The organism is Ensifer sp. KUDG1 (assembly GCF_050434285.1).
Classification (GTDB): domain Bacteria; phylum Pseudomonadota; class Alphaproteobacteria; order Rhizobiales; family Rhizobiaceae; genus Ensifer.
In genome coordinates, this window is sequence record NZ_JBNDIG010000001.1 from 789142 (window position 1) to 809838 (window position 20697).

Here is a 20697-nt window from a genome sequence, read left to right on the forward strand (position 1 = left end):
CGGCATGCTCGGTCGCCTTTCAAGGAACAGGAAATGACATCGTCGAAAGACCCGCTGCTGCAGCCTTACAGCCTGAAACACCTGACGCTCAAGAATCGGATCATGTCGACGTCCCATGAGCCGGCCTATTCCGAAGATGGCATGCCGAAGGACCGCTACCGGCTCTATCATCTGGAAAAGGCCAAGGGCGGCATGGCGCTGACGATGACCGCCGGCTCGGCGATCGTGTCGGAGGATTCGCCGCCGGCCTTCGGCAATCTCCACGCTTACTCAGACGAGATCGTGCCGTGGCTGAAGAAGATCGCCGACGACTGTCATGAGCATGACTGCGCCGTGATGATCCAGCTTACCCATCTCGGCCGCCGCACCGGCTGGAACAAGGGCGATTGGCTGCCGGTGCTCTCCGCCTCGCCGGTGCGCGAGGCGGCGCATCGTTCTTTTCCGAAGGAGATCGAGGACTGGGACATCGAGCGCATCGTTAGCGACTATGCAGCGGCGGCAAGCCGCATGCAGGCCGCCGGTCTCGACGGTATCGAGCTAGAGGCCTACGGCCATCTGATGGACGGTTTCTGGTCGCCGGCAACCAACCAGCGCGACGACGCCTTCGGCGGCTCGCTCGACAACCGCCTGCGGTTCACCGACATGGTGCTCGACGCCATCCGCGCCTCCGTGGGCAAGGACTTTATCGTCGGCATCCGCATGGTCGCCGACGAGGATTGGGACAAGGGGCTTTCGAAGGAGGAGGGCGTGGCGATCGCCCGGCGGCTCGCGGGGTCCGGCAAGGTCGATTTCCTCAACGTCATCCGCGGCCATATCGATCACGACGCGCCGCTCACCAAGGTCATCCCGATCCAGGGCATGGCTGCGTCGCCGCATCTCGATTTCGCCGGAGAGGTGAGGGCGGCGACGAAGTTCCCGGTGTTCCATGCCGCCCGCATCGCCGATGTGGCGACCGCCCGCCATGCGATTGCCGAAGGCAAGCTCGACATGGTCGGCATGACCCGCGCCCATATCGCCGACCCGCACATCGTCAGGAAGATTGAGGAGGGCCGGGAGGCCCAAATCCGCCCCTGCGTCGGCGCCACCTACTGCCTCGATCGCATCTATGAAGGCGGCGGCGCGCTCTGCATCCACAATGCCGCTACCGGGCGTGAGGCGATCGTGCCGCATGTCATTCGCAAAAGCGAAGGGCCGAAGCGCAAGGCCGTGGTCGTCGGCGCCGGCCCGGCTGGGCTCGAGGCGGCCCGGGTGCTCGCCGAGCGCGGGCATCAGGTGGAAGTGCTGGAGGCGACCGGCGAGGCCGGCGGCCAGATCCTGCTCGCCCAGCGCAATCCACGTCGCCGCGAGCTGATCGGCATCGTCGACTGGCGGCTCTCCGAACTGGAGCGGCTCGGCGTGCCGATCCACTACAACATCTTTGCCGGCGTGGACGACATTCAAGAGCGCGTCCCGGATCTGGTCGTCGTCGCGACCGGCGGCATTGCCCAAAATCCTGCGCTCGACAAAGGCGACGACCTCGTCGTGTCGAGTTGGGACATCATCGCCGGAACAGTGAAGCCGGAGGGGCCGGTGCTGCTCTATGACGACAACGGTGCCCACAGCGGCATGACGGCGGCCGAGTTGATCGCGCGTGCCGGCGTCGAGCTCGAAATCGTCTCGCCCGAGCGCATGTTCGCGCCCGAGGTCGGGGGCATGAACCATGTGCCCTATGCCGCCGCCTTTGCCGAACACAATGTCCGGGTGACGATCAACACGCGGCTGAAATCCGTGCGGCGGGAGGGCAACGGCCTGGTGGCGACGCTCGGTTCCGATTTTTCGGACAAGGCCACGGTCGAGCGACGCGTGGCGCAAGTGGTGGTCGAGCATGGCACGATGCCGATGGACGACCTCTATCGTGAACTGAAGCCGCTTTCGCGCAATCTGGGCGCCGTCGACTACAAGGCGCTGCTTCGCGGCGAGAACCCCATCCCGCAGAAAAACCCGGATGCCGGTTTCGACATGTTCCGCATCGGCGATGCGGTTTCCAGCCGCAACATCCATGCGGGGATCTACGATGCCTTGCGTTACGGCGTGCTCGTCTGAACACGGCAAGAGCGGCGGTGTGAACCGCCGCTCCCTGCGCACTCAACAACAACCTGATACCGATTACTGCTGCGGCTGAGCCGGTGCCGTGCTTGTCGAAGAGGTCGTCGATGTGTCAACCGGCTGGTTGGCGTTCTGCTCGGCGATCTTCTGCGACTTGGTCTTGAATTCCGGAGCCGCCTTCAGCGTATCGGCGGTTTCCGTCGTCGTCAGCTTCAGCTTGTCCGTGTTGGGCTGCTCGGCGATCGTGATGCGATCGAACGGAACCGCTACGTCCTTTTCACCGAGGCCCAGGAAGCCGCCGACACCGATCACGGCCGCTTCCACGCCGCCATCCTTCTTCATGATCAGGTCGTTGATCTCGCCGATGCTTTCGTCACCGGCATTATAGACGCTCTGGCCGATATAGGTGCTGGCCGCAATCTGATCGCTCTCCTGCTCGGTCAGATAGGTGGCGTTCGATTGCGCCATATCAGCGGGCTTGGTTTCCGTGATCGGCGGCTTCGTTTCAGCCTGGTCGGCCGGAGCCGTGGCGTCCGGCGCAGGCTGCGCCGGCTGCATCGTCTGCGGCTGATCCATCGGCTTGGTTGCGTCCTGCGCGAAAGCCACCGGGGCGACAGTAAGACCCGCGAAGAGCGCGCCGGCCGCGACGGTTGTTACGAGTTTCTTGATCATCTCAAACTGCCTTTCCTTGACGTTTCGATCAGGGCGCGGGCCTGGCTTCTGCCGCCAGGTCCACCGCGCCGGTGATATGGGGTCAACGCCCGGGGGCGCGAACGGTTCCGGAAAAATAGTCAAAGTTTCAGGGACGAAAGATCCGTTGCCGGTGAGCGTGGCCTCGGATCGCGATTTTCCAAGGATTGCCGGCAATCTCCTGCGGACATGTATTTCAGTCTTCGAATATATGTATTTTAGTGATCAATTATGTACTTCGCGCCATTCATGAATTCTTGAGTGTTCTTGCTGATACTTGTCCCATGGCAGGAAATAGCGCGCAGCGTCGTCACCCTGTTATGCCGGGATGGTTTTCACGATGTTCTTGCCGCGCCGCTTTCTTTCGATTTCCTTGCTCTCCGTTCTGGCGATGGCTGGCCTCGTTCTGATCGAGCGCAATCTTTTCGGCTTGCGCTATTTTTCGGAGCGGGTTCCCGGCGTCGAGCCCTACAATCTCTGGCATGCCTGGGTGGCGCTGAGCCTGTCGCTTGCGGCTGTTCAGGGATTTACCCGCGACGCCGCCTGGCTGGGCGCGCCGGAGCTGCGGCTGGCGTCGGGCCGTGAGCTTGGGTTTTGCGTCGCCAACTGGATGCTCGCCGTGCTGATGGCGCTGGTGTTCGTTGCCGATCCCCTCGGCTTCAGCCTACTGGCCCGCGAAGACGGCCTGGTCGAATGGGCATCGGCTCTTTTGATCTTCGTCGCCAGCGGCTTCTTTGCGTTTGCCGCCGTCGGGCAGCTGCGCGTGGCCCGATCGGGAATGGGGCGCCGCGCCTGGATGGCCGCGGCCTTTGCAGCGCTTCTGGCGCTTTGCTTTTTCGTGATCGGCATGGAGGAGATATCCTGGATGCAGCGCGTCTTCGGCATCGCCACGCCGGAGGGCCTGCTCGCGCTCAACAAGCAGCAGGAACTGAACCTGCACAACATCTCCACCGGCTTCTCGGAGCTGCTCTACTACACCGGCAGCTTCTTCCTTCTGACGCTGGCGCCCTTCGTCTGGCTCTATCTGCGCAGGAGCATCAGTCTCGGTCGGCTGGATGCCTTCGCCCCGAGCGTGCTGGTGCTGGTGGCAAGCGCACCGATGGCCGCCTTCAACAGCGACAACTGGAGCATGCTGCCGACGCAAATGATGGTGATGATGACCGTGATCATACTGCTGGTGATCGCCGACATCGCGCTGAGGGCGGGGCACTGGCGCGAGTTCATCGTGCTGACGGCCGGCGCCGTTCTGATTGTCGCGATCCAGGAGCTCTTCATCCTCCAGGCTTCCACGCTCGTGCGCCTTTGGGATCCGACCGAGTACAAGGAGTTTTTCATCGCGCTCGGGTTTGCCATCTACGGCTTTGAAACCTGGGTGCGGCTGCGTTCGCCGGCCTCGAGCCTTTCGCGATTGGGCTCCCGTCCTCTGGCCGGATAAAAATACCCCGCCGGATGGGCGGGGTATCTGGAGCGCTTCTGCTTCGAACTGGATGCGAAGCCGTCAGTGGCTTTCGCGCAGCACTTCGCTGCCGCTGGCGCCGACGAGGAAGTCGAGGTCAGCACCCTTGTCGGCCTGCAGCACCGTGTCCTGGTAGAGCTTGTAGTAGCCGCGGGTCCATTTCTGCGGCGGCGCCTGCCAGGCGGCCATGCGCGTCTGAAACTCTTCCTCGCTGATCATCAGGTTGAGTTCGCCCTTCATCGCGTCGAGGCGGATGCGGTCGCCGGTCTTGACGATGGCGAGCGGCCCGCCGGCATTCGATTCCGGGCTGACATGCAGGACCACGGTGCCGAAGGCGGTGCCCGACATGCGGGCGTCGGACACGCGCACCATGTCGCGCACGCCCTTTTCGACGAGGCGCCGCGGGATCGGCATGTTGCCGACCTCGGCCATCCCCGGATAGCCCTTGGGCCCGCAGCCCTTGAGCACGAGGATCGTGTCTTCCGTGACCGGCAGGTCCGGATCGTCGATCTTCGCCTTCAGTTCCTCGATCGTCTCGAACACATAGGCCGGGCCCTCATGCACCAAGAGATGCTCGCTGGCGGCCGACGGCTTGATGACGGCGCCGTTCGGCGCAAGGTTGCCCTTGAGCACGCGAATGCCGGCAGCGGCTCGCAGCGGATTGTCGAGCGGGCGGATCACGTCGTCGTTATAGACTTCGGCGTCTTCCCAATATTTGCTGATCGGTACGCCGAAGACCGTCGGCGCATCGGCATGCAGCAGGTGCTGGATGCGGTTCATCACCGCCGGCAGGCCGCCGGCATAGGCGAGGTCTTCGATCAGATACTTGCCAGACGGCATGCAGTTGACGATGCACGGCACCTGGCTTCCGACCCGGTCGAAATCCTCGAGACAGAGATCGACGCCGGCGCGACCGGCGATCGCCAGCATGTGCACGACGGCATTGGTCGAGCCGCCGACGGCGGCGTTGGCGATGATGCCGTTCTCGAAATTCTTCTTGGTCAGCACCTTCGACAGGCGCAGGTCCTCGTGCACCATCTCGACGATGCGCTTGCCGGTCATGTGCGACAGCGCCATGCGGCGGGCGTCGACGGCCGGCAGTGCTGCATTGGTCGGCAGCGACAGGCCCATGGCTTCGACGATCGAGGCCATGGTGGTGGCCGTGCCCATGGTCATGCACACGCCCGGTGAGCGCGACATGCCGCTTTCGGCCGCCATGAACTCCTGCATGCTCATGTCACCGGCGCGCACGGCCTCGGAGAACTTCCAGACATCCGTGCCGGAGCCGATGTCCTTGCCCTTCCACTTGCCGTTCAGCATCGGGCCGGAGGAGACGACGATCGTCGGCAGGTCTACGGAAGCAGCGCCCATCAGCTGGCCGGGTGTGGTCTTGTCGCAGCCGCCGAGCAGCACCACGCCGTCGATGCCATAGGCGCGGATCGCCTCTTCGACGTCCATGGCGAGCAGGTTTCGGAAGAGCATCGCGGTCGGGCGCATCTGTGTTTCGCCGAGCGAGGACACCGGGAACTCGACCGGGAAACCGCCGGCTTCCCAGACGCCGCGCTTCACGCCCTCGGCCAGGATGCGCAGGTGGCTGTTGCAGGGGGTCAGTTCCGACCAGGTGTTACAGATGCCGATGATCGGGCGGCCATCGAAGACGTGGTCCGGAAATCCCTGGTTCTTCATCCAGGAACGATGGATGAAGCCATCCTTGTCGGTGCCGCCGTACCAGTGACGGCTGCGCAGTTCTTTCTTCTTGTCGCTCATGCGAGCTTCCTCCTCACCATGCGATCAAACGCGTGGCTGAATTGTATGACTTTTTATTGGCGCTTCGCCAAGAGTTCCGTGGCCAAGAATTTCCGGTCAGAGACGGAAAGACGGCTCGAACCGGCCCTTGACGCTGACGCCGAGGTCGAAGGTCTTGCCGGCATGCGGGTCAGCCGCACGCGTTGCCTCGTCCATGTCCTGCCAGGCGGATGTCACCAGCATGCGGTCGGCCTTCGGCCCGATGAAGGCTGTGCAGCTCGGCTGCGTCGTCGGCATCGCGTAACGCGCGATGCGCGCGCCGTCGGGGCGGTAGACATCGACCGTGCCGCTGCCCCAGCGGGCGTTCCAGATCAGGCCGTCGGCATCGCAGACGGAACCGTCGATGCCGCCAGCTTCACCGCTGCCATCGACGAGCAGGCTCGGTTCGCCCTTGGGCAGTCCCGTCTCGGCATCGATGTCGACGCGCATCAGGTGGTTGATGTCGGTGTCGACGAAATAGGCGACGGTTCCATCCGGCGAGAAGCAGATGCTGTTGGGAATGGTGATGGCGTCGTAGAGCTTCGTCACCCTGGTGCCGGCGACGTGATAGATCGCGCCGGAGCCCTTTTCGGCGCTGCGGCCCATGGTGCCGATCCAGAGCGAACCGGACGCATGCACGCGGCCGTCGTTCGAGCGATTGATCGGCTTGTCCTCAAGCGTGGTGAGCAGGCTGAGGGCACCGGTCCGCGTATCCCTGACAAAGAGGCCCTGGTCGGAGGCAATCAGTTGCCGGGCCGGATCGATGACGGCGAGCACGCTGCCGAGGAAGGGCAGGGCATGCACGGTCTTGCGCCCGCTTTCCAGGTGCAGCTCATGCAGTTCCTGACCCTTGATGTTGAACCACCAGGCGGTGCCGGTCGCCGGATCATAGGTCGGGCCTTCGCCGAGGATCGACGTCGCTTCGCACAGAATGCTGCCGGCAAAGGGAATGGTGTCGCTCATCACTGTGCTCCGTAGACGGCGTCGTAGGCCTTGATGGTGGCAACGGCGCGCTCGCGGACTTCGGCCGCGCTCATGCCGGGCTTGTAGAGGCTCGATCCGAGACCGAAGCTGCGGATGCCGGCCTTGGCGTAGTCGCCGAAGTTCGCGTCCGAAACACCGCCGACGGCAGCGATCTCCAACTCCGGCGGCAGGATCGCGCGGATGGCGATGATGCCCGATGGACCGAGCACGCTTGCCGGGAAGAACTTGAGGCCGGTCGCGCCGGCTGCTGCGGCCGAAAGTGCCTCGGTCGGGGTCAGCACGCCCGGCATGGTGACCATGCCCTTCTCTGCGGCAAGCGAGATGACCGCTGGCTCGACATTCGGGCTCACCATCAGGCGGCCGCCCACATCGGCAAGCTGTTCCACCTGCGCCGTCGTCAGCACCGTGCCGGCGCCGATCAGGCAGCCCTCGGGCGCCATCTTCACGGCGGTCTCGATCGAGCGGAACGGATCGGGCGAGTTCAGCGGGATCTCGATCGCGGTGAAGCCGGTTTCGATCAGAGCGCCGACGACGCCTGCGGTTTCCTCGGGCTTGAGGCCACGCAGGATGGCGATCAGCGGGTACTTCATCGGCGGAAAGGGAATGCGGGTCATGAGCGTGTCTTTCGTTCAGAGGGGCCAGATCGCTTGGGCGGCGGTCGAGAGGCCGGAGCGGACGGCGGTGTCGGCATCGACCACCTGGAGCGGGCAGTCGAGGCTTTCGAGCGCCGCCTGATAGAGCGTGCCGAGGGAACCGGAGGCGACGAGGCAGATGCTGTCGATCGTCTTGGCCGAAGCCAGCGCCCCGGCGATCTCAAGCCCGATCAGCGTGCCCGACAGTAACGCCTTGGCATCGGTCGCGCTTGCCCCGTGCAGCAGTTGGCCGGAGCGCGCGCCGAAGATCAGGCTGGTGGCAAGCGCCGGATTGGTGCGCGCCTCGGCCACCGCCGCCGCAAAGGCGGGATGGTCGCCGGAAAACGCGTGCGCGTCGGCGATCGAGTGGCTGAGGATCGAGTGCTTGGAGATCACGTCGAACAATTCGCCGGTCATGAAGGTGGAGAAGCCGCTGACGGCGCCGTCTTCGAGTCGCACCCATTTGCTGTGCGTGCCCGGCATGCAGACGAGATGTCGACCGCGACCGAGATCGCCGGCCGCGCCGAGCAATTGCGTCTCCTCGCCGCGCATCACGTCCGGATGCCGCCGGTCGCGTTGCGCGAGGCCCGGCAGGATGCGGATGTCGCGATCGAGATCCGGCACCGCCACCGCATGGGAGGCGATATCGGCGAGAGCGGCCGGCGTATCGAGATAGCCGGCTTCGACCCAACCCTGCTTGGCGCCGGCCATGCCGCAGATGATCGCCGGCAGGTGGCCTGGCGCATCGACGGCGGACAGGTGTTTTTCAAGGATCGAATGGAACCCGGTCTTGTTGGCGGTGGTCATGCCTTCGCCGCTTCGGCGTTCGGCGAGTACCGTGCCGTCCTCGCCGATGATCCACAGCCGGAAACTCGTCGTTCCCCAATCCACCGCGGCATAATAGGCTGCCGTCATCACAGTGCGCCTCCATCGATGATCATTGTTTGCGCGGTCATGCCCGAGGAACAAGCCGACGCGAGAAATAGGCAAGGGCCGACGAGATCGTCGGCGGTGAGGCTTCGCTTCAGGCACTGCCGTTCCTGCATGCCGGCGATCGCTGCGTCGCTCAGCCACAGCCGCTTCTGTCGCTCCGTGACGATCATGCCGGGCAGGATCGCGTTGACGCGGATATTGTCGGGGCCGAGTTTTCCGGCGAGCGATTTGGTCAGGCCGACGATCGCGGCTTTCGCCGTCGCATAGGCCGGGATTTCGGCCATGTTGAGCAGATAGGCGATCGAGGAGAAATTGATGATCGACCCGCCGCCGGCTTGGCGCATATGCGGCGCAATCGCCTGGCTCATGAAGAAGAGATGCCTGAGGTTGACCGCCTGGCTCTCGTCCCAGCTCTCTTCTGTCACGCTCTCCAGCGGCTCGCGATCGTCACGCGCGGCATTGTTGACGAGCACATGGATCGCGCCGAGCGCGGTCGCCGCAGTCTCCGCGGCCTTCTTTACCGCGTCGATGTCGCGCAAGTCGGCGGGAATATAGAGTGGTGTCGTGCCGGCCCTGGCGGCGAGCCTTTCGACGAGGTCGAGACTTGCCCGTTGGTCGATATCGACGAAGGCCACCCGTGCGCCCTGGTCGACGAAACCCTCGACAAGCGCAGCGCCAATGCCGGAACCGCCACCGGTGATCAGCACCGCGCGGTCTCTGAGATCATGAAACTGTGCCCTCGGCACCGGCATATTCCTGTATCCCCGATCAGTTTTGTAGTGAGATTATCGTTCCATTATTTGGAACTTGATTTTATTATATGGAATTATCGCGTCGAAGCGTCTACCTTGTCAAGGTCGCGCGCCGATCGCGCGACGGCAATCGGACACAGGCGAGCGACGATGACGAGCAAAGAGGCAGGCGGCGGGGACGAGGGGCGTGCGGAGGCTGGCACGGGCACGCTCGGCAAGGCGATCGCCGTGCTGGAAGCGGTGGTCACCGCCGACGGCCCGCAGCGCTTCACCGATATTCTCGCCCGGTCCGGCCAGCCGCGCGGCACGTTGCATCGGCTGCTCAGCCACCTCGTCGAGGAAGGACTGCTGATCCAGCGTCGCGACCTCTCCTATGAGCCTGGCCTCCGGCTGCTGACGCTTGCCTACCGCTCCTGGTCTGCCAATCGCTTCCGCGATGTTGCCGAACCGCACCTGCAGCGCCTGCACGAGTTGACGGGCGAGACCGTGCATCTCGGCATCCTGCGCGAGACCGAGATCGTCTATGTCGACAAGGTCGAGAGCCGCCAGACGGTGCGCATGAGTTCGCAGATCGGCAAGGCCTCGCCGGCCTATTGCACCGGCATCGGCAAAGCGGCGCTGTCCCTGCTTGGGCAGCCGGAGTTGGAAGGCGTTCTGGCTCGAACCGAGTTTCACGCTTTCACGCCGCAGACCCATCGCTCGGCCGCCACCTTGCTGGCGGAGATCGAGGAAATCCGGCGCGACGGACACGCTTTCGATCGCGAGGAGCATGAAACGGAGATCCGCTGTGTTGCCGCGCCCATCCTCATTCCCGGCAGCGAACTTGCGGCCGGCCTGTCGGTGACGGGGCCTGCCTACCGGGTCACCATGGAGCAATTGTCGGCCTGGGCAGCTGCGGTTCGGGCCGCGGCGCAAGCGGTTGGCGAGGACGCGGCGATCCGTCTCGGGCCCGGCCGTGGTGGACCTTGAATTCACTTTACGGTAAATTAGAAACATCGACTGGACGTGGCGCGTCTCGCTCGATAGCTTTAATATATCAGACTCAGGTTCGTGGATGGTCTTAGTCTGGTTCGTTTTTGGTATTGGTATAAATTTTTGACGTGATCTTCATGCGGCGTCAGCGGCCGGTTCCCGCATGGAACCGGATGTGGAGAAGGGCGGAAGATGATCGATTTCAGCGCGAATTTGTCGGCGTTGGCGCTTCCTGATGGGCGAACCATCCGTGGGCCGATTTGTTGTGAAGAGGATATCAGGCGCGTGATCGCCCAGGTTGCGGATTCCTATGGTTTCCGTGGTTTCCTGGTGCTGGCCATTCCGGAGACGGAGAGCAACAGCCTGTCGGTCAGCGCACTGATGACGAACTACCCGGCTGCCTTTCTCAAGGGTTATGACAGCGCGGGCCTGATCAACGGCAGCCCGGTGATCCAGCGGCTGCGGCGCAGCACCATTCCCTTCACCTACGACGCGCACCAGCTTGCCCGCCGTCGTGCCGACGGCAAGGGCGACGCGGCGGTCTGCGTCTTCGAGCAGGCGAACATGCCGCGCGGCCTCTATCTGCCGGTGCACGATGCGAGCGGCCACCGCGCCGCGATCGCCTTTGGCGGCGACCGCCCCGTGGTTTCCAATGACGAGCTTCAGGAGCTCAATCTTTGGGCCGGCGTGCTCTACAGCAAATACATGGAGGTTCGCGATCGCGACAAGCGCGGAGCGGGAAGCCTTTCGCGCCGCGAGGTCGAGTGTCTGCGCTGGGCGGCGGCCGGCAAGACCACCAGCGAAATGGCGAAAATTCTGGCGCTGTCCGAATATACGGTCAACCACTACCTCAACCGGGCAACGCGCAAGCTGGATTCGGTCAATCGCGTTCAGACCGTTGCAAAGGCCGTGCGCGCCGGGTTGATCAACTGATCGCCGGCACGCGTCGTGCGCGAGGCTGATGGCCATATCGGCCCTCACCAGGGGAAATACACAGACTTTTGGGTCGAGGCGGCAGGGATTTTCGATCATCTGTTGGCATTGGCAGGCTGCTCGGTCTATTTGATACGTGATGAATGCCATGGAACGCGCGAATGCAGGATACGATGACGACCGGGATGACTGACGCAGATCTGCCCCGGGGCGGAGATTTCGCGTCCGAGATCGCAAAGCTTGAGACCCAGTTCGATATCATCCGCTACATGCGGCGGATCACGCAGGTCTTTGGCTTCAAGACGTTTCTGATCTGCTCGATCCCCTCGATCGACGTGGAGCGCCTTGCCGCGAGCACGGTCATCTCCAATATGCCGGCCGAACTGCTGAACAAGTATGACAGCCTGTCGATGCTGCGCTTCAGCACCGGCGTACGACGCCTGCGCGAGACGACGACGCCGTTCCAGGTGACGCTTGCGGCGTGGGAGGGCGAGGGCGGCAAGCCGGAAACGGCGGCCGAATACATCGCGATGCTGCGCGAAAACGGCATCTTCCAGGCTAGCTACTTCCCGGTGCATGACGCAGAGGGCGGCCGTGGCGCGGTCATCCTGATGGGCCCGCTGGTCGAACTGCCGATGACGGTGACCATGGAACTGCAGATGATTGCAATTCATGTCTATAACCGTCTCGCTGAAATTGGCTCCGTGTGGAAAAGCAGCGGCGCCGCACTATCCGAGCGCGAGATCCAGTGCCTGAGCTGGACGGCGGCCGGAAAGACCAGCGCCGAGATCGCCGGCATCCTCGGGCTCTCCGAGCATACGGTCAACCACTACCTCAACCACGTGACCAAGAAGCTCGACGCCGTCAACCGCACCCAGGCGGTCGTGAAGGCGATGAAAAAGGGCTACATCAGCTAGGCGGCGACCCGGTTCGCGCTTGCCTGTAGTCCGCTGTCGGCTCGTGGCCGATCCGGCGGACCAGATGTGCCAACGGGATTGCGCTCGTCTCGTCCCAAAGCACTCCGGCATCGGTGAGGTCTGTTGCTATAAACGCATGGCGGCAGCCACCGCGATGTGAAGCCGCCGATCAGTTTCACGGCGCCTCGGTTTCAAATCCGCTCTCTTGCCGCCTCGTCCTTCAACCAATCGATGAAGGCCCGTACCAGGTCGCGTTTCGCGGCGTTCGGCATCGTGACGGCATAGTAGGCGAAGTCAGTCGGCCAAGGCAGGTCCAGTGCGAGCGCCAGGCGGCCGGCTGCAATGTCATCGACCGCATAGACGTCCCGCACCAGCGCCAGCCCCTGTCCGGCGATTGCAGCGCGCAAAAGCAGGAAATCATCCTCGAATGACACGCCGCGTTCAGCGCGCGGATTGTCGGCCACGCCCATTGCCCGAAACCACAACTGCCAATCGGCTCTGTCGGAATCCTGAAGCAGTGGGTAGCCCAAGCAATCAGCTGGCACCTGTAGTCGTGGCCCTCTTTCAAGCAGGGCCGGAGATATGACCGGCAACAGCACCGGTGCCATCAAATGCTCCGCCACGAGGCCGGGATAGTCCCCGAGGCCGTGCCGAATGGCAACGTCGACCCGGTCCTTGTGCAGGTCAACCAAGCTCGCCGTTGCCTCGACGCGGACCTCCACATGTGGATGTCGGCTTGTGAACCGCCCGAGACGGGGCACGAGCCAGGATGCTGCAAAGGATGGGACCGTGCTGATGGTCAACGTCGGTCGGGCGTTGATGGCCTCCAGTGTTTCGAGGCTCGACGCGATCTGGTCGAACGCCAGGACAAGGGCCGGGTGAACCTTGGCGCCCGCTTCGGTCAGGCGAACGCCATAACGTGTGCGTGTGAATAGCGTCACGCCGAGGCGCTCTTCCAACTGTCTGATCTGCTGGCTCACTGCTCCGGATGTAACGCCCATGGCTTCGGCGGCCTTTTTGAGGCTGCGATACCGGCCGGTCTCGGTAAAGGCCCTCAGAGCAAGGAGCGGGAGAACAGGGTTCATTATGTAGTTTTCCTAAATTCTTCGCTCAAATCCTATCGTTTCCGATCCCCTATGAAAATGGGTAATTCTGCACGTGAAGGGGAAGTCATAACTGAGCCTTCCTCAATTTTAATTTCAAAGCGGATCGGTTGGCTATGGAGATCTCGACACACAAGGACAGTCGCCGAGAGGCGGACGCCAGCGCGTGGCTGGCGCTGGTAAGGAGGGCTGGCAGATGATCGACCTCTACACGGAATCGTCCCCGAACGGCTTCAAGGCGACGATCGCTCTCGAGGAACTGGCGCTGCCCTATCGCCTGCACCATGTGAACATCGACAAGGGCGAGCATCGGCGGCCCGAATTCCTCAGCCTTAACCCGCATGGCCGCATCCCCGCGATCGTGGATCGCGAGACGGGCATCATCCTTTTCGAGTCGGCGGCCATCCTGCTCTACCTTGCCGAGAAGACCGGCCGGCTCCTGCCGAAGGAGCAAAGGGCGCGCTGGGAGGCGATCAAGTGGCTGCAGTTCCATGCATCGAGCATGGGACCGATCCTCGGCCAGCGTGTCCATTTCGAGATCTTCGCCGATGAGAAGATCCCTGCCGCCATCGACCGCTACAGGCGCTTGACCGACGATGCTTTCGCCGTTCTCGACGGGCAATTGGCCGGCAATCGCTGGCTTGCGGGCGAGGACTACTCCGTCGCCGACATTGCCACGTTCGGCTGGACTCATATCGCGGCTATCAGCGGTTTCACCTTCGCCCAGCACCGATATCTGACGCGTTGGCACGAACAGGTGAGTGCACGCCCGGCCGTCGCGCGCGGCGTCTTGCTTCCTGCGCCGGCGACCGGCCCCTGATGATAGAAGAGGAGTTTCCCTTGAACATTGCGACTTCAAGTATTGCAACGTCCGGCGCGCTCGCGGGCGCTTCGTCCGAGACGTTTGCCGACCACCCGGGCTATCGACGCATGTTCGCCCGAGATCACCTGACCGTCGGCATCTTCCTGCCGCTGCGTTTCTATCAAGGCGACATGGCGGTATTGCAGGGGCAGGCTGATCTTGTCGCTGAGGCGGATCGGCGCGGCTTTGCGGCAGTCTGGGTGCGTGACGTACCGTTGTTCGATCCCGCATTCGGCGACGCCGGGCAGCTTTTCGAACCTTTCACCTACCTGTCCTATCTCGCCGCGCGCACGAACAGGATCGCGCTGGCGACCGGCAGCGCGATCTTTTCGCTTCGGCATCCGATCGATCTGGCAAAGGCGGCAAGCACGATCGATCATCTTTCAGGCGGTCGGCTTGTACTCGGAATCGCATCGGGCGACAGACCGGTCGAGTTCCCGGCCTATGGCCTGGACATGGACGAGCGGGGTACTCGGTTTGCGCAGGCCGTAGCCTATTTCCGGCAACTCCTTGCCCCCGGACGTTTGGCCATCGATACGGGCCTCGGCATGGTCACCGGCGCGGATTTCTTGCCCAAACCGCCGGTCGGCCGAATTCCGCTGATCGTCACGGGTTCCAGCCGGCAATCCTCCGCATGGGTCGCGGAACAGGCCGACGGTTGGTTGACCTATCCGCAATCCACGCATACGGCCGATGGTCCGCGGCGGCTCGCTCTGAACATACGCGCCTGGCGCGAGCGGATCGCGGATGGCGGGTTCAGGCCGCACATGACCAATGAATGGATCGACCTCGCCGACGATCCGAATTTCCCGAGAACGCCGCTTCGCGGCGGCTTCGTCCTCAAGACGGGTCGAAAGGGATTGATCGATCTTCTCGGCGAGTGGCGCGAGGCAGGGGTCAATCACGCCGCACTGGGAATGCAGTTCGCCGGCCGGCCGGCGCCCGAAATTATTCAGGAACTGGCGGAAGAGGTCTTGCCCCAATTTCCGTCGCTGGAGGGGCCGAAGCCGCTTGCCGCAAAATGGTAACACCGGCCAAGGACGCGGCCTCACCCGATGCGGCGTTGAAATCGCTGTTCGCGCAGATTCCTACCGCAGTAACGATCGTAACGGTGGGAACCGGAGGGGAGCGCTACGGGGCGACGGTCGGATCGGTGGGGGCTCTTTCGCTCGATCCTCCATTGCTGATGTTTGCGATGAAGGAGGAGTCCATCCTTCTGCGTCGCCTCGACGTGGGCTCGCCGATCGGCTTCAATCTGCTCGCAGCCAGGCAGCACGACATAGCCCGGCGATTTTCAACACCTGGTATCGATCGCTTTGGCCTGACACATTGGTGCGAGGAGAATGACCTGCCTCGCATCGATGATGCTCTGGTCTGGATTGCTGCGCGGGTGCGAGACCGGGTGCGTCTGGGCGATCACATGCTCGTCACGGCCGAAGTCAAACACGCAGAGATCGAAGCTGGCGCACCGCTGGTATACTGGAGGCGGGAATTCCGGTCGCTTGCCGAACACGGGACGGCCGGGCCCGATTCGAGATAGCGGGCACGGTCTTTCGTTCGCCAGCATCCCGGCAATCTGCTCCATCATTGGACGATTTGCAGACGGTTGCTCAGAAACTGGGCATATGCCATCGTCGATCGATAAGCGGAGTATGAGTTTATCTTTCTGAAATTGCTGATTATTTTCGCCGGATATGAATCTGGCACGCATCCTGCATTTCTATTGGCATGTCCAGAGGGGACTAAAAAGAAGACAGCGCCCACGAAGGTCGCGATGAAAAGGGCCACTGCCCGCTCAAAGGTGATCCCGGATGTACGGACACCAAGGCGGGTGGTGGCCCTTGCTTTTTCCGATATGTCGCATTGGCGAAGCGCCTAGCCTCGACTATCTAAGAGATAACAAAAGAATGAGAGGGCGCGATGCCGGAAGTCACGAAAGAAGTGGTGCTTGAAAAACTGCGCACGGTGCGTGGCCCGGGCATGGAAGGCAACATCGTCGACCTCGGGCTTGTGTCTGACGTCTTCATCTCCGACGGCAAGGCCTATTTCTCGATCACCGTGCCGGCCGAACGCGCCAAGGAACTGGAGCCGATGCGCGCTGCAGCCGAGCGCGTGGTGCGCGACATTCCCGGGATCACCGCGGCAATGGTCGCTTTGACGGCCGATCGCAAGGCTGCCGCCGGCAGTGCGCCGGTGCAGCGCCCGCAGCCGCAGGCGCCATCCCATGCAGGCCATTCCCACGCGCCGCGTCCGGCTGGCGGACCGCCTGCCAAGGCGGGCATCCCCGGCGTCGGCGCGATCATCGCCGTCGCCTCGGGCAAGGGCGGTGTCGGCAAGTCGACCACCTCGGTCAATCTGGCGCTGGCGCTCAAGGCAAACGGCCTGAAGGTCGGCCTGCTCGACGCGGACATCTACGGCCCCTCGATGCCGCGGCTCCTGAAGATCTCCGGCCGGCCGCAGCAGATCGAGGGCCGGCTCATCCGCCCGATGGAAAATTACGGCCTCAAGGTCATGTCCATGGGTTTCCTCGTCGATGAGGAAGTGGCGATGATCTGGCGCGGACCGATGATCCAGTCGGCGCTGCTGCAGATGTTGCGCGAAGTTGCCTGGGGCGATCTCGATGTTCTCGTCGTCGACATGCCGCCGGGCACGGGCGACGCCCAGCTCACCATGGCCCAGCAGGTGCCGCTGGCCGGCGCGGTCATCGTCTCGACGCCGCAGGACCTGGCGCTGATCGATGCCCGCAAGGGCCTCGCCATGTTCCGCAAGGTGGAAGTCCCGGTGCTCGGCATCGTCGAGAACATGAGCTACTTCATCGCGCCCGACACCGGAAATCGCTATGACATCTTCGGTCATGGCGGCGCCCGCAAGGAGGCAGAACGCATCGGCGTGCCCTTCCTCGGCGAAGTGCCGCTGACAATGGGGATTCGCGAAACGTCGGATGCGGGAACGCCGCTGGTTGCCTCCGATCCGGCCGGCGAAGTCGCGCGCGTCTATCGCGATATCGCGACCAAGGTCTGGGAGCAGGTATCGGCCACGCAGCAGGACAAGAGCCGCGCCGCGCCGAACATCGTGTTCGAGTGAAGTTCCCCACGGGAACTTTGGCTCTTCGCCCCGCGTAGTTTTGCCCTTGATTCGATTTTGATTTAGGCGAACATGGGATAGGGTGGCGCCGAACTGGCGGCGCATGCCCGCGTGCCGGATTGCAAGAGGGCATTGATTTTGCGTTTGCGTTGCGCCATATGCCTTGCCGCACTTGCGAAGGTGCCCAACTTGACGCCCTCTCGCCCGAGATCTTGGCCTCTCGCGATGACTGAGTTGAAGACTTTGTCCTGACTGGCGGAACGTTCCATCCGATGGATCTCTATTGTGGGTATTTTGTGGCGCACGACCTTTCGCCTCTTCCATTCGACCCTAAGGTTGGCATGACGAGGATGCTCGCATGATCACCGGCTATTGCGCCGATGGAACGGCCGTCGTCCTGACGCCCGCCGAGCCGCCCGATAGCTTGCGCCCGGACGTCATCTGGGTGGATCTGCTCGAACCGAGCAAGGCCGAAGACCTGATGATGGAAAAGCTGCTCGGCATCTCCATCCCGACGCGCGACGACCTCAAGGACATCGAGCCTTCGAGCCGTCTCTATGTCGAGGAGAGCGCCGTGTTCATGACGGCGTCGCTGGTGTTTCGGTCGGAGACGGAGATACCCGGCCTGACCGACGTCGGCTTTATCCTGGCGGGTAGCCGGCTCGTCACCATCCGATACGCCGAGCCCCGGTCCTTTGCCCTGTTCAAGGCGTCGATGCATCGTTTCCCCGGAAACTGCCGCGACGGCGCGGTGGTTCTGACCCGGCTGCTGGAAACGATCGCCGACCGAACTGCCGAAATTCTCGAAGAGGCCGTGACCAAGATCGACGATCTGTCGATCGCCGTCTTCGGCGACAAGGCGGCCGGCAAGCGCCGCCCGCCGCATTTTCTCGAGGCGCGCCTGCGCGACGTCGCCGGGCATCATCGCCTGGTCGCCAAGACCCGCGACAGCCTTGCCTCGCTCTCGCGCCTGCTGACATTCGTCTACACGGTCCCGCAGGTGCAGGACGACAAGGAAACGCGCGAACTCTGCCGCTCGATTTCGCGCGATATCCAATCGCTGTCCGAACATGCCGGCTTCATTTCCGGCAACATTACCTTCCTGCTCGATGCATCGCTCGGCCTGATCAATGTCGAGCAGAACGCCATCATCAAGATTTTCTCGATCGCGTCGGTCGTGCTCCTGCCGCCGACGCTGGTCGCCTCGGTCTACGGCATGAACTTCCGCGTCATGCCCGAACTGGAATGGCAATTCGGTTATCCCTGGGCGATCGCGGCGATGGTGATATCGGCCGTGATCCCCTTTTTCTTTTTTCGCTGGAAAGGCTGGCTTTGAACGCCAGTAGGTTTGCATGACCCAATCGCATGCCCCTTCCACTCAAGAGCCGAAGGACCTGCGCCGCCTGCTGGTCCTCGGGCTTGGTTCGATCGGTGTCGTCTATGGCGACATCGGCACCAGCCCGCTCTATGCCTTCCGCGAAGCGTTGCGCCCGGTTTCCCATGACGGTGTAACCGATGCGGAGATCATCGGCCTGATCTCGCTGATGATCTGGACGCTGACGATCATCGTCACGATCAAATACGTGCTGTTCCTTCTGCGCGCCGACAACCAGGGCGAGGGCGGCACGCTGTCGCTGCTGGCCCTGTTGATGAAGTCCGCCAACGGCCACGCGTCCATTCTCTTCTTCATGGGCATTGCCGGCGCCGCGCTCTTTATCGGCGACGCGATGATCACGCCGGCGCTCTCCGTTCTTTCGGCGGTCGAAGGCCTGAAGCTGGTGACGCCGGCGCTGTCGGAATATGTCGTGCCGATCGCGGTGGTCATCCTGCTCATGCTTTTTGCGGTGCAATCCAAGGGAACGGCGGCGGTCTCGAACTTCTTCGGTCCGATCACGCTCGTCTGGTTCCTGGTGATGGGCGGCATCGGCTTCGTGCACATCGCCGACGACCTGTCGATCTTCAAGGCCTTCAATCCCTATTACGCCGTGAGCTTCATGCTCAGCGAAGGCTATGTCGGCATCATTGTGCTCGGCGCCGTCTTCCTGACGGTGACGGGTGCCGAGGCGCTCTACGCCGACCTTGGCCACTTCGGCCGTCGGCCGATCCAGTGGGCCTGGTTCCTGATCGTCTTTCCGGCGCTAACCCTCAACTATCTCGGCCAGGGCGCCTTCGTCCTGAAGAACCCGGAAGCGATGTCGGATCCGTTCTTCCTGATGTTCCCGAAATGGGCGCTGCTGCCGGTCGTCATTCTGGCGACGGCGGCAACCATCATCGCCAGCCAGGCGGTGATAACCGGCGCCTTCTCGCTGACGCGCCAAGCGATCCACCTCGGCTTCCTGCCGCGCATGGCGATCTTCCATACGTCCGAGACCCATACGGGCCAGATCTACCTGCCCAACGTCAACACGCTGCTGATGTTCGGCGTTATGGCCCTGGTCTTCGTCTTCGGTTCGTCCGAATCGCTCGCGACCGCCTACGGCATCTCGGTCACCGGCGCGATGGTGGTGACGACCGTGCTTTCCTTCGAGTTCCTGCGCATGCGCTGGAACTGGTCGGCGCTCGCGGCTGCCGCGGTGCTGGTGCCGCTCTTTGCGCTGGAGTTCATCTTCCTCGGCGCCAACATGCTGAAGATCCACGACGGCGGCTACGTTCCGGTGCTGATCGCCGCCACCTTCATCATCATCATGTGGACCTGGCGGCGCGGAACACAGATCCTGCACGCCAAGACGCGCCACATCGACATTCCGCTGGCAAGCTTCATCAAGTCGATCGAGCGCAAGAGCGAACATGCGCCGGTGGCCGTGCCCGGAACCGCCGTGTTCCTGACGAGCGATCCGGAATCGACGCCGGCCGCACTGCTCCACAACATCAAGCACAACCACGTGCTGCACAATCAGAACTTCATCCTGACGATCCGCACGGCCAATACGCCGAAGGTGCCGAAGTCGGAACGGGTGAGCATGCAGCCGTTGTCGGACCGCTTCACATTGCTCGAAATGCGCTTCGGCTTCATGGAAACGCAGAACGTCTCGCAGGCACTCGGCCTGTTCCGCAAGTCGGGCCTGAAGTTCGACATCATGTCGACGTCCTTCTATCTCGGCCGCCGCAAGCTCGTGCCCGATGCGGAGAGCGGCATGCCGCACTGGCAGGACCGGTTGTTCATCGCGCTTGCGAATGCGGCAATCGATCCGTCGGATTACTTCCGGCTGCCGACCAACCGCGTGGTCGAACTCGGCTCGCACGTGATCATCTGACGTTATCCGTCCTTGGTCGAGCGCGAGAAGCGCTGATCTGCAACAGAAGAAGCCGCCTTCCGACGGGAGGGCGGCTTCGCTGCTTTATGGGGCATCTGCCTTTCAGCGATCGCGCATTAACCAAACATCAAGGTTAATGCTTCATTTTCAAAGCACGAACGGAGCGGTCCCGGCGAAGTGTCCGGCTGCTTGATTGTCTAATCTTCCCGCGCGGAATTCTCGACGCTGGCGCATAGCCGGCGCGGGCGAAGCCGT

18 protein-coding genes are annotated in these 20697 nt (G+C 62.9%); 11 read left to right on the forward strand and 7 right to left on the reverse strand.

Annotation, left to right across the window (positions count from 1 at the left end; translation table 11 throughout):
• The first annotated feature begins 33 nt into the window (after window positions 1-33).
• Window positions 34-2082, forward strand: coding sequence for an NAD(P)-binding protein (locus M2267_RS03865; RefSeq protein WP_429112612.1), 2049 nt, complete (start codon window positions 34-36; stop codon window positions 2080-2082).
• A gap of 63 nt (window positions 2083-2145) precedes the next feature.
• On the opposite strand, the gene M2267_RS03870 is transcribed toward M2267_RS03865, so the two are convergent.
• Window positions 2146-2757 (reverse strand): PRC-barrel domain-containing protein, encoded by a 612-nt coding sequence (locus M2267_RS03870; protein ID WP_192447652.1) that lies wholly within the window; start codon window positions 2755-2757, stop codon window positions 2146-2148.
• A 358-nt stretch (window positions 2758-3115) separates the two neighbouring features.
• Here M2267_RS03870 and M2267_RS03875 point away from each other — a divergent pair, with 358 nt between their 5' ends.
• Entirely contained in the window at window positions 3116-4210 is a 1095-nt protein-coding gene (locus tag M2267_RS03875) for a hypothetical protein (protein WP_429112615.1), read from the forward strand.
• A gap of 63 nt (window positions 4211-4273) precedes the next feature.
• Here M2267_RS03875 and M2267_RS03880 read toward each other — a convergent pair whose 3' ends face one another.
• From M2267_RS03880 to M2267_RS03900, 5 genes are all read right to left on the reverse strand, one after another.
• On the reverse strand, window positions 4274-5998 hold the full coding sequence (locus M2267_RS03880) for an IlvD/Edd family dehydratase (RefSeq protein ID WP_043620951.1): 1725 nt from the start codon (window positions 5996-5998) through the stop codon (window positions 4274-4276).
• A 96-nt stretch (window positions 5999-6094) separates the two neighbouring features.
• The gene (locus M2267_RS03885; RefSeq protein WP_429112619.1) at window positions 6095-6979 is read right to left on the reverse strand and encodes an SMP-30/gluconolactonase/LRE family protein; all 885 of its coding nucleotides are present in this window, start codon (window positions 6977-6979) and stop codon (window positions 6095-6097) included.
• A complete protein-coding gene (locus M2267_RS03890; RefSeq protein ID WP_043620947.1) occupies window positions 6979-7614 on the reverse strand; it encodes a 2-dehydro-3-deoxy-6-phosphogalactonate aldolase in 636 nt (211 codons plus the stop codon). The genes M2267_RS03885 and M2267_RS03890 overlap by 1 nt, the downstream gene beginning before the upstream one ends.
• A 15-nt stretch (window positions 7615-7629) precedes the next feature.
• On the reverse strand, window positions 7630-8547 hold the full coding sequence (locus M2267_RS03895; RefSeq protein ID WP_429112621.1) for a 2-dehydro-3-deoxygalactonokinase: 918 nt from the start codon (window positions 8545-8547) through the stop codon (window positions 7630-7632).
• The gene (locus tag M2267_RS03900) at window positions 8547-9317 is read right to left on the reverse strand and encodes an SDR family NAD(P)-dependent oxidoreductase (protein ID WP_429112622.1); all 771 of its coding nucleotides are present in this window, start codon (window positions 9315-9317) and stop codon (window positions 8547-8549) included. Before M2267_RS03900 ends, M2267_RS03895 begins: the two co-directional genes overlap by 1 nt.
• 150 nt (window positions 9318-9467) lie before the next feature.
• Between M2267_RS03900 and M2267_RS03905 the strand changes: the two genes are divergently transcribed.
• The 3 genes from M2267_RS03905 (at window position 9468) to M2267_RS03915 (ending at window position 12139) form a co-directional block, all read left to right on the forward strand.
• On the forward strand, window positions 9468-10286 hold the full coding sequence (locus tag M2267_RS03905) for an IclR family transcriptional regulator (protein WP_429112624.1): 819 nt from the start codon (window positions 9468-9470) through the stop codon (window positions 10284-10286).
• A 195-nt stretch (window positions 10287-10481) separates the two neighbouring features.
• Window positions 10482-11222 carry a LuxR family transcriptional regulator gene (locus tag M2267_RS03910; protein WP_043620943.1) on the forward strand — a complete coding sequence of 247 codons (741 nt, stop codon included), beginning with the start codon at window positions 10482-10484 and terminating at the stop codon, window positions 11220-11222.
• Window positions 11223-11365: 143 nt separating this feature from the next.
• Window positions 11366-12139 carry a LuxR family transcriptional regulator gene (locus M2267_RS03915; RefSeq protein WP_052201938.1) on the forward strand — a complete coding sequence of 258 codons (774 nt, stop codon included), beginning with the start codon at window positions 11366-11368 and terminating at the stop codon, window positions 12137-12139.
• Between the two features lie 191 nt (window positions 12140-12330).
• Here M2267_RS03915 and gcvA read toward each other — a convergent pair whose 3' ends face one another.
• Window positions 12331-13224 (reverse strand): transcriptional regulator GcvA, encoded by an 894-nt coding sequence (gcvA, locus tag M2267_RS03920; protein ID WP_429112625.1) that lies wholly within the window; start codon window positions 13222-13224, stop codon window positions 12331-12333.
• Between the two features lie 214 nt (window positions 13225-13438).
• Here gcvA and M2267_RS03925 point away from each other — a divergent pair, with 214 nt between their 5' ends.
• The 6 genes from M2267_RS03925 (at window position 13439) to M2267_RS03950 (ending at window position 20442) form a co-directional block, all read left to right on the forward strand.
• Window positions 13439-14062, forward strand: a complete 624-nt coding sequence (locus tag M2267_RS03925; protein ID WP_429112628.1) for a glutathione S-transferase family protein — start codon at window positions 13439-13441, stop codon at window positions 14060-14062.
• A gap of 20 nt (window positions 14063-14082) precedes the next feature.
• Window positions 14083-15132 carry an LLM class oxidoreductase gene (locus M2267_RS03930; RefSeq protein WP_429112631.1) on the forward strand — a complete coding sequence of 350 codons (1050 nt, stop codon included), beginning with the start codon at window positions 14083-14085 and terminating at the stop codon, window positions 15130-15132.
• Complete coding sequence (locus M2267_RS03935; RefSeq protein ID WP_052201936.1) at window positions 15126-15644, forward strand: flavin reductase family protein; 519 nt, start codon at window positions 15126-15128, stop codon at window positions 15642-15644. Before M2267_RS03930 ends, M2267_RS03935 begins: the two co-directional genes overlap by 7 nt.
• A gap of 380 nt (window positions 15645-16024) precedes the next feature.
• A complete protein-coding gene (locus M2267_RS03940) occupies window positions 16025-17188 on the forward strand; it encodes an Mrp/NBP35 family ATP-binding protein (RefSeq protein ID WP_043620940.1) in 1164 nt (387 codons plus the stop codon).
• Between the two features lie 358 nt (window positions 17189-17546).
• Window positions 17547-18524 carry a magnesium transporter CorA family protein gene (locus tag M2267_RS03945; RefSeq protein ID WP_043620938.1) on the forward strand — a complete coding sequence of 326 codons (978 nt, stop codon included), beginning with the start codon at window positions 17547-17549 and terminating at the stop codon, window positions 18522-18524.
• 16 nt (window positions 18525-18540) lie between these two features.
• Window positions 18541-20442 carry a potassium transporter Kup gene (locus tag M2267_RS03950; RefSeq protein ID WP_043620935.1) on the forward strand — a complete coding sequence of 634 codons (1902 nt, stop codon included), beginning with the start codon at window positions 18541-18543 and terminating at the stop codon, window positions 20440-20442.
• Window positions 20443-20697: the final 255 nt, after the last annotated feature.

Coding starts and splice junctions, on each gene's coding strand:
- M2267_RS03865 (WP_429112612.1), top strand. CDS start 34: ATGACATCGTCGAAAGACCCGCTGCTGCAGCCTTACAGCCTGAAACAC.
- M2267_RS03870 (WP_192447652.1), bottom strand. CDS start 2,757: ATGATCAAGAAACTCGTAACAACCGTCGCGGCCGGCGCGCTCTTCGCG.
- M2267_RS03875 (WP_429112615.1), top strand. CDS start 3,116: ATGTTCTTGCCGCGCCGCTTTCTTTCGATTTCCTTGCTCTCCGTTCTG.
- M2267_RS03880 (WP_043620951.1), bottom strand. CDS start 5,998: ATGAGCGACAAGAAGAAAGAACTGCGCAGCCGTCACTGGTACGGCGGC.
- M2267_RS03885 (WP_429112619.1), bottom strand. CDS start 6,979: ATGAGCGACACCATTCCCTTTGCCGGCAGCATTCTGTGCGAAGCGACG.
- M2267_RS03890 (WP_043620947.1), bottom strand. CDS start 7,614: ATGACCCGCATTCCCTTTCCGCCGATGAAGTACCCGCTGATCGCCATC.
- M2267_RS03895 (WP_429112621.1), bottom strand. CDS start 8,547: ATGACGGCAGCCTATTATGCCGCGGTGGATTGGGGAACGACGAGTTTC.
- M2267_RS03900 (WP_429112622.1), bottom strand. CDS start 9,317: ATGCCGGTGCCGAGGGCACAGTTTCATGATCTCAGAGACCGCGCGGTG.
- M2267_RS03905 (WP_429112624.1), top strand. CDS start 9,468: ATGACGAGCAAAGAGGCAGGCGGCGGGGACGAGGGGCGTGCGGAGGCT.
- M2267_RS03910 (WP_043620943.1), top strand. CDS start 10,482: ATGATCGATTTCAGCGCGAATTTGTCGGCGTTGGCGCTTCCTGATGGG.
- M2267_RS03915 (WP_052201938.1), top strand. CDS start 11,366: ATGCCATGGAACGCGCGAATGCAGGATACGATGACGACCGGGATGACT.
- gcvA (WP_429112625.1), bottom strand. CDS start 13,224: ATGAACCCTGTTCTCCCGCTCCTTGCTCTGAGGGCCTTTACCGAGACC.
- M2267_RS03925 (WP_429112628.1), top strand. CDS start 13,439: ATGATCGACCTCTACACGGAATCGTCCCCGAACGGCTTCAAGGCGACG.
- M2267_RS03935 (WP_052201936.1), top strand. CDS start 15,126: ATGGTAACACCGGCCAAGGACGCGGCCTCACCCGATGCGGCGTTGAAA.
- M2267_RS03940 (WP_043620940.1), top strand. CDS start 16,025: ATGCCGGAAGTCACGAAAGAAGTGGTGCTTGAAAAACTGCGCACGGTG.
- M2267_RS03945 (WP_043620938.1), top strand. CDS start 17,547: ATGATCACCGGCTATTGCGCCGATGGAACGGCCGTCGTCCTGACGCCC.
- M2267_RS03950 (WP_043620935.1), top strand. CDS start 18,541: ATGACCCAATCGCATGCCCCTTCCACTCAAGAGCCGAAGGACCTGCGC.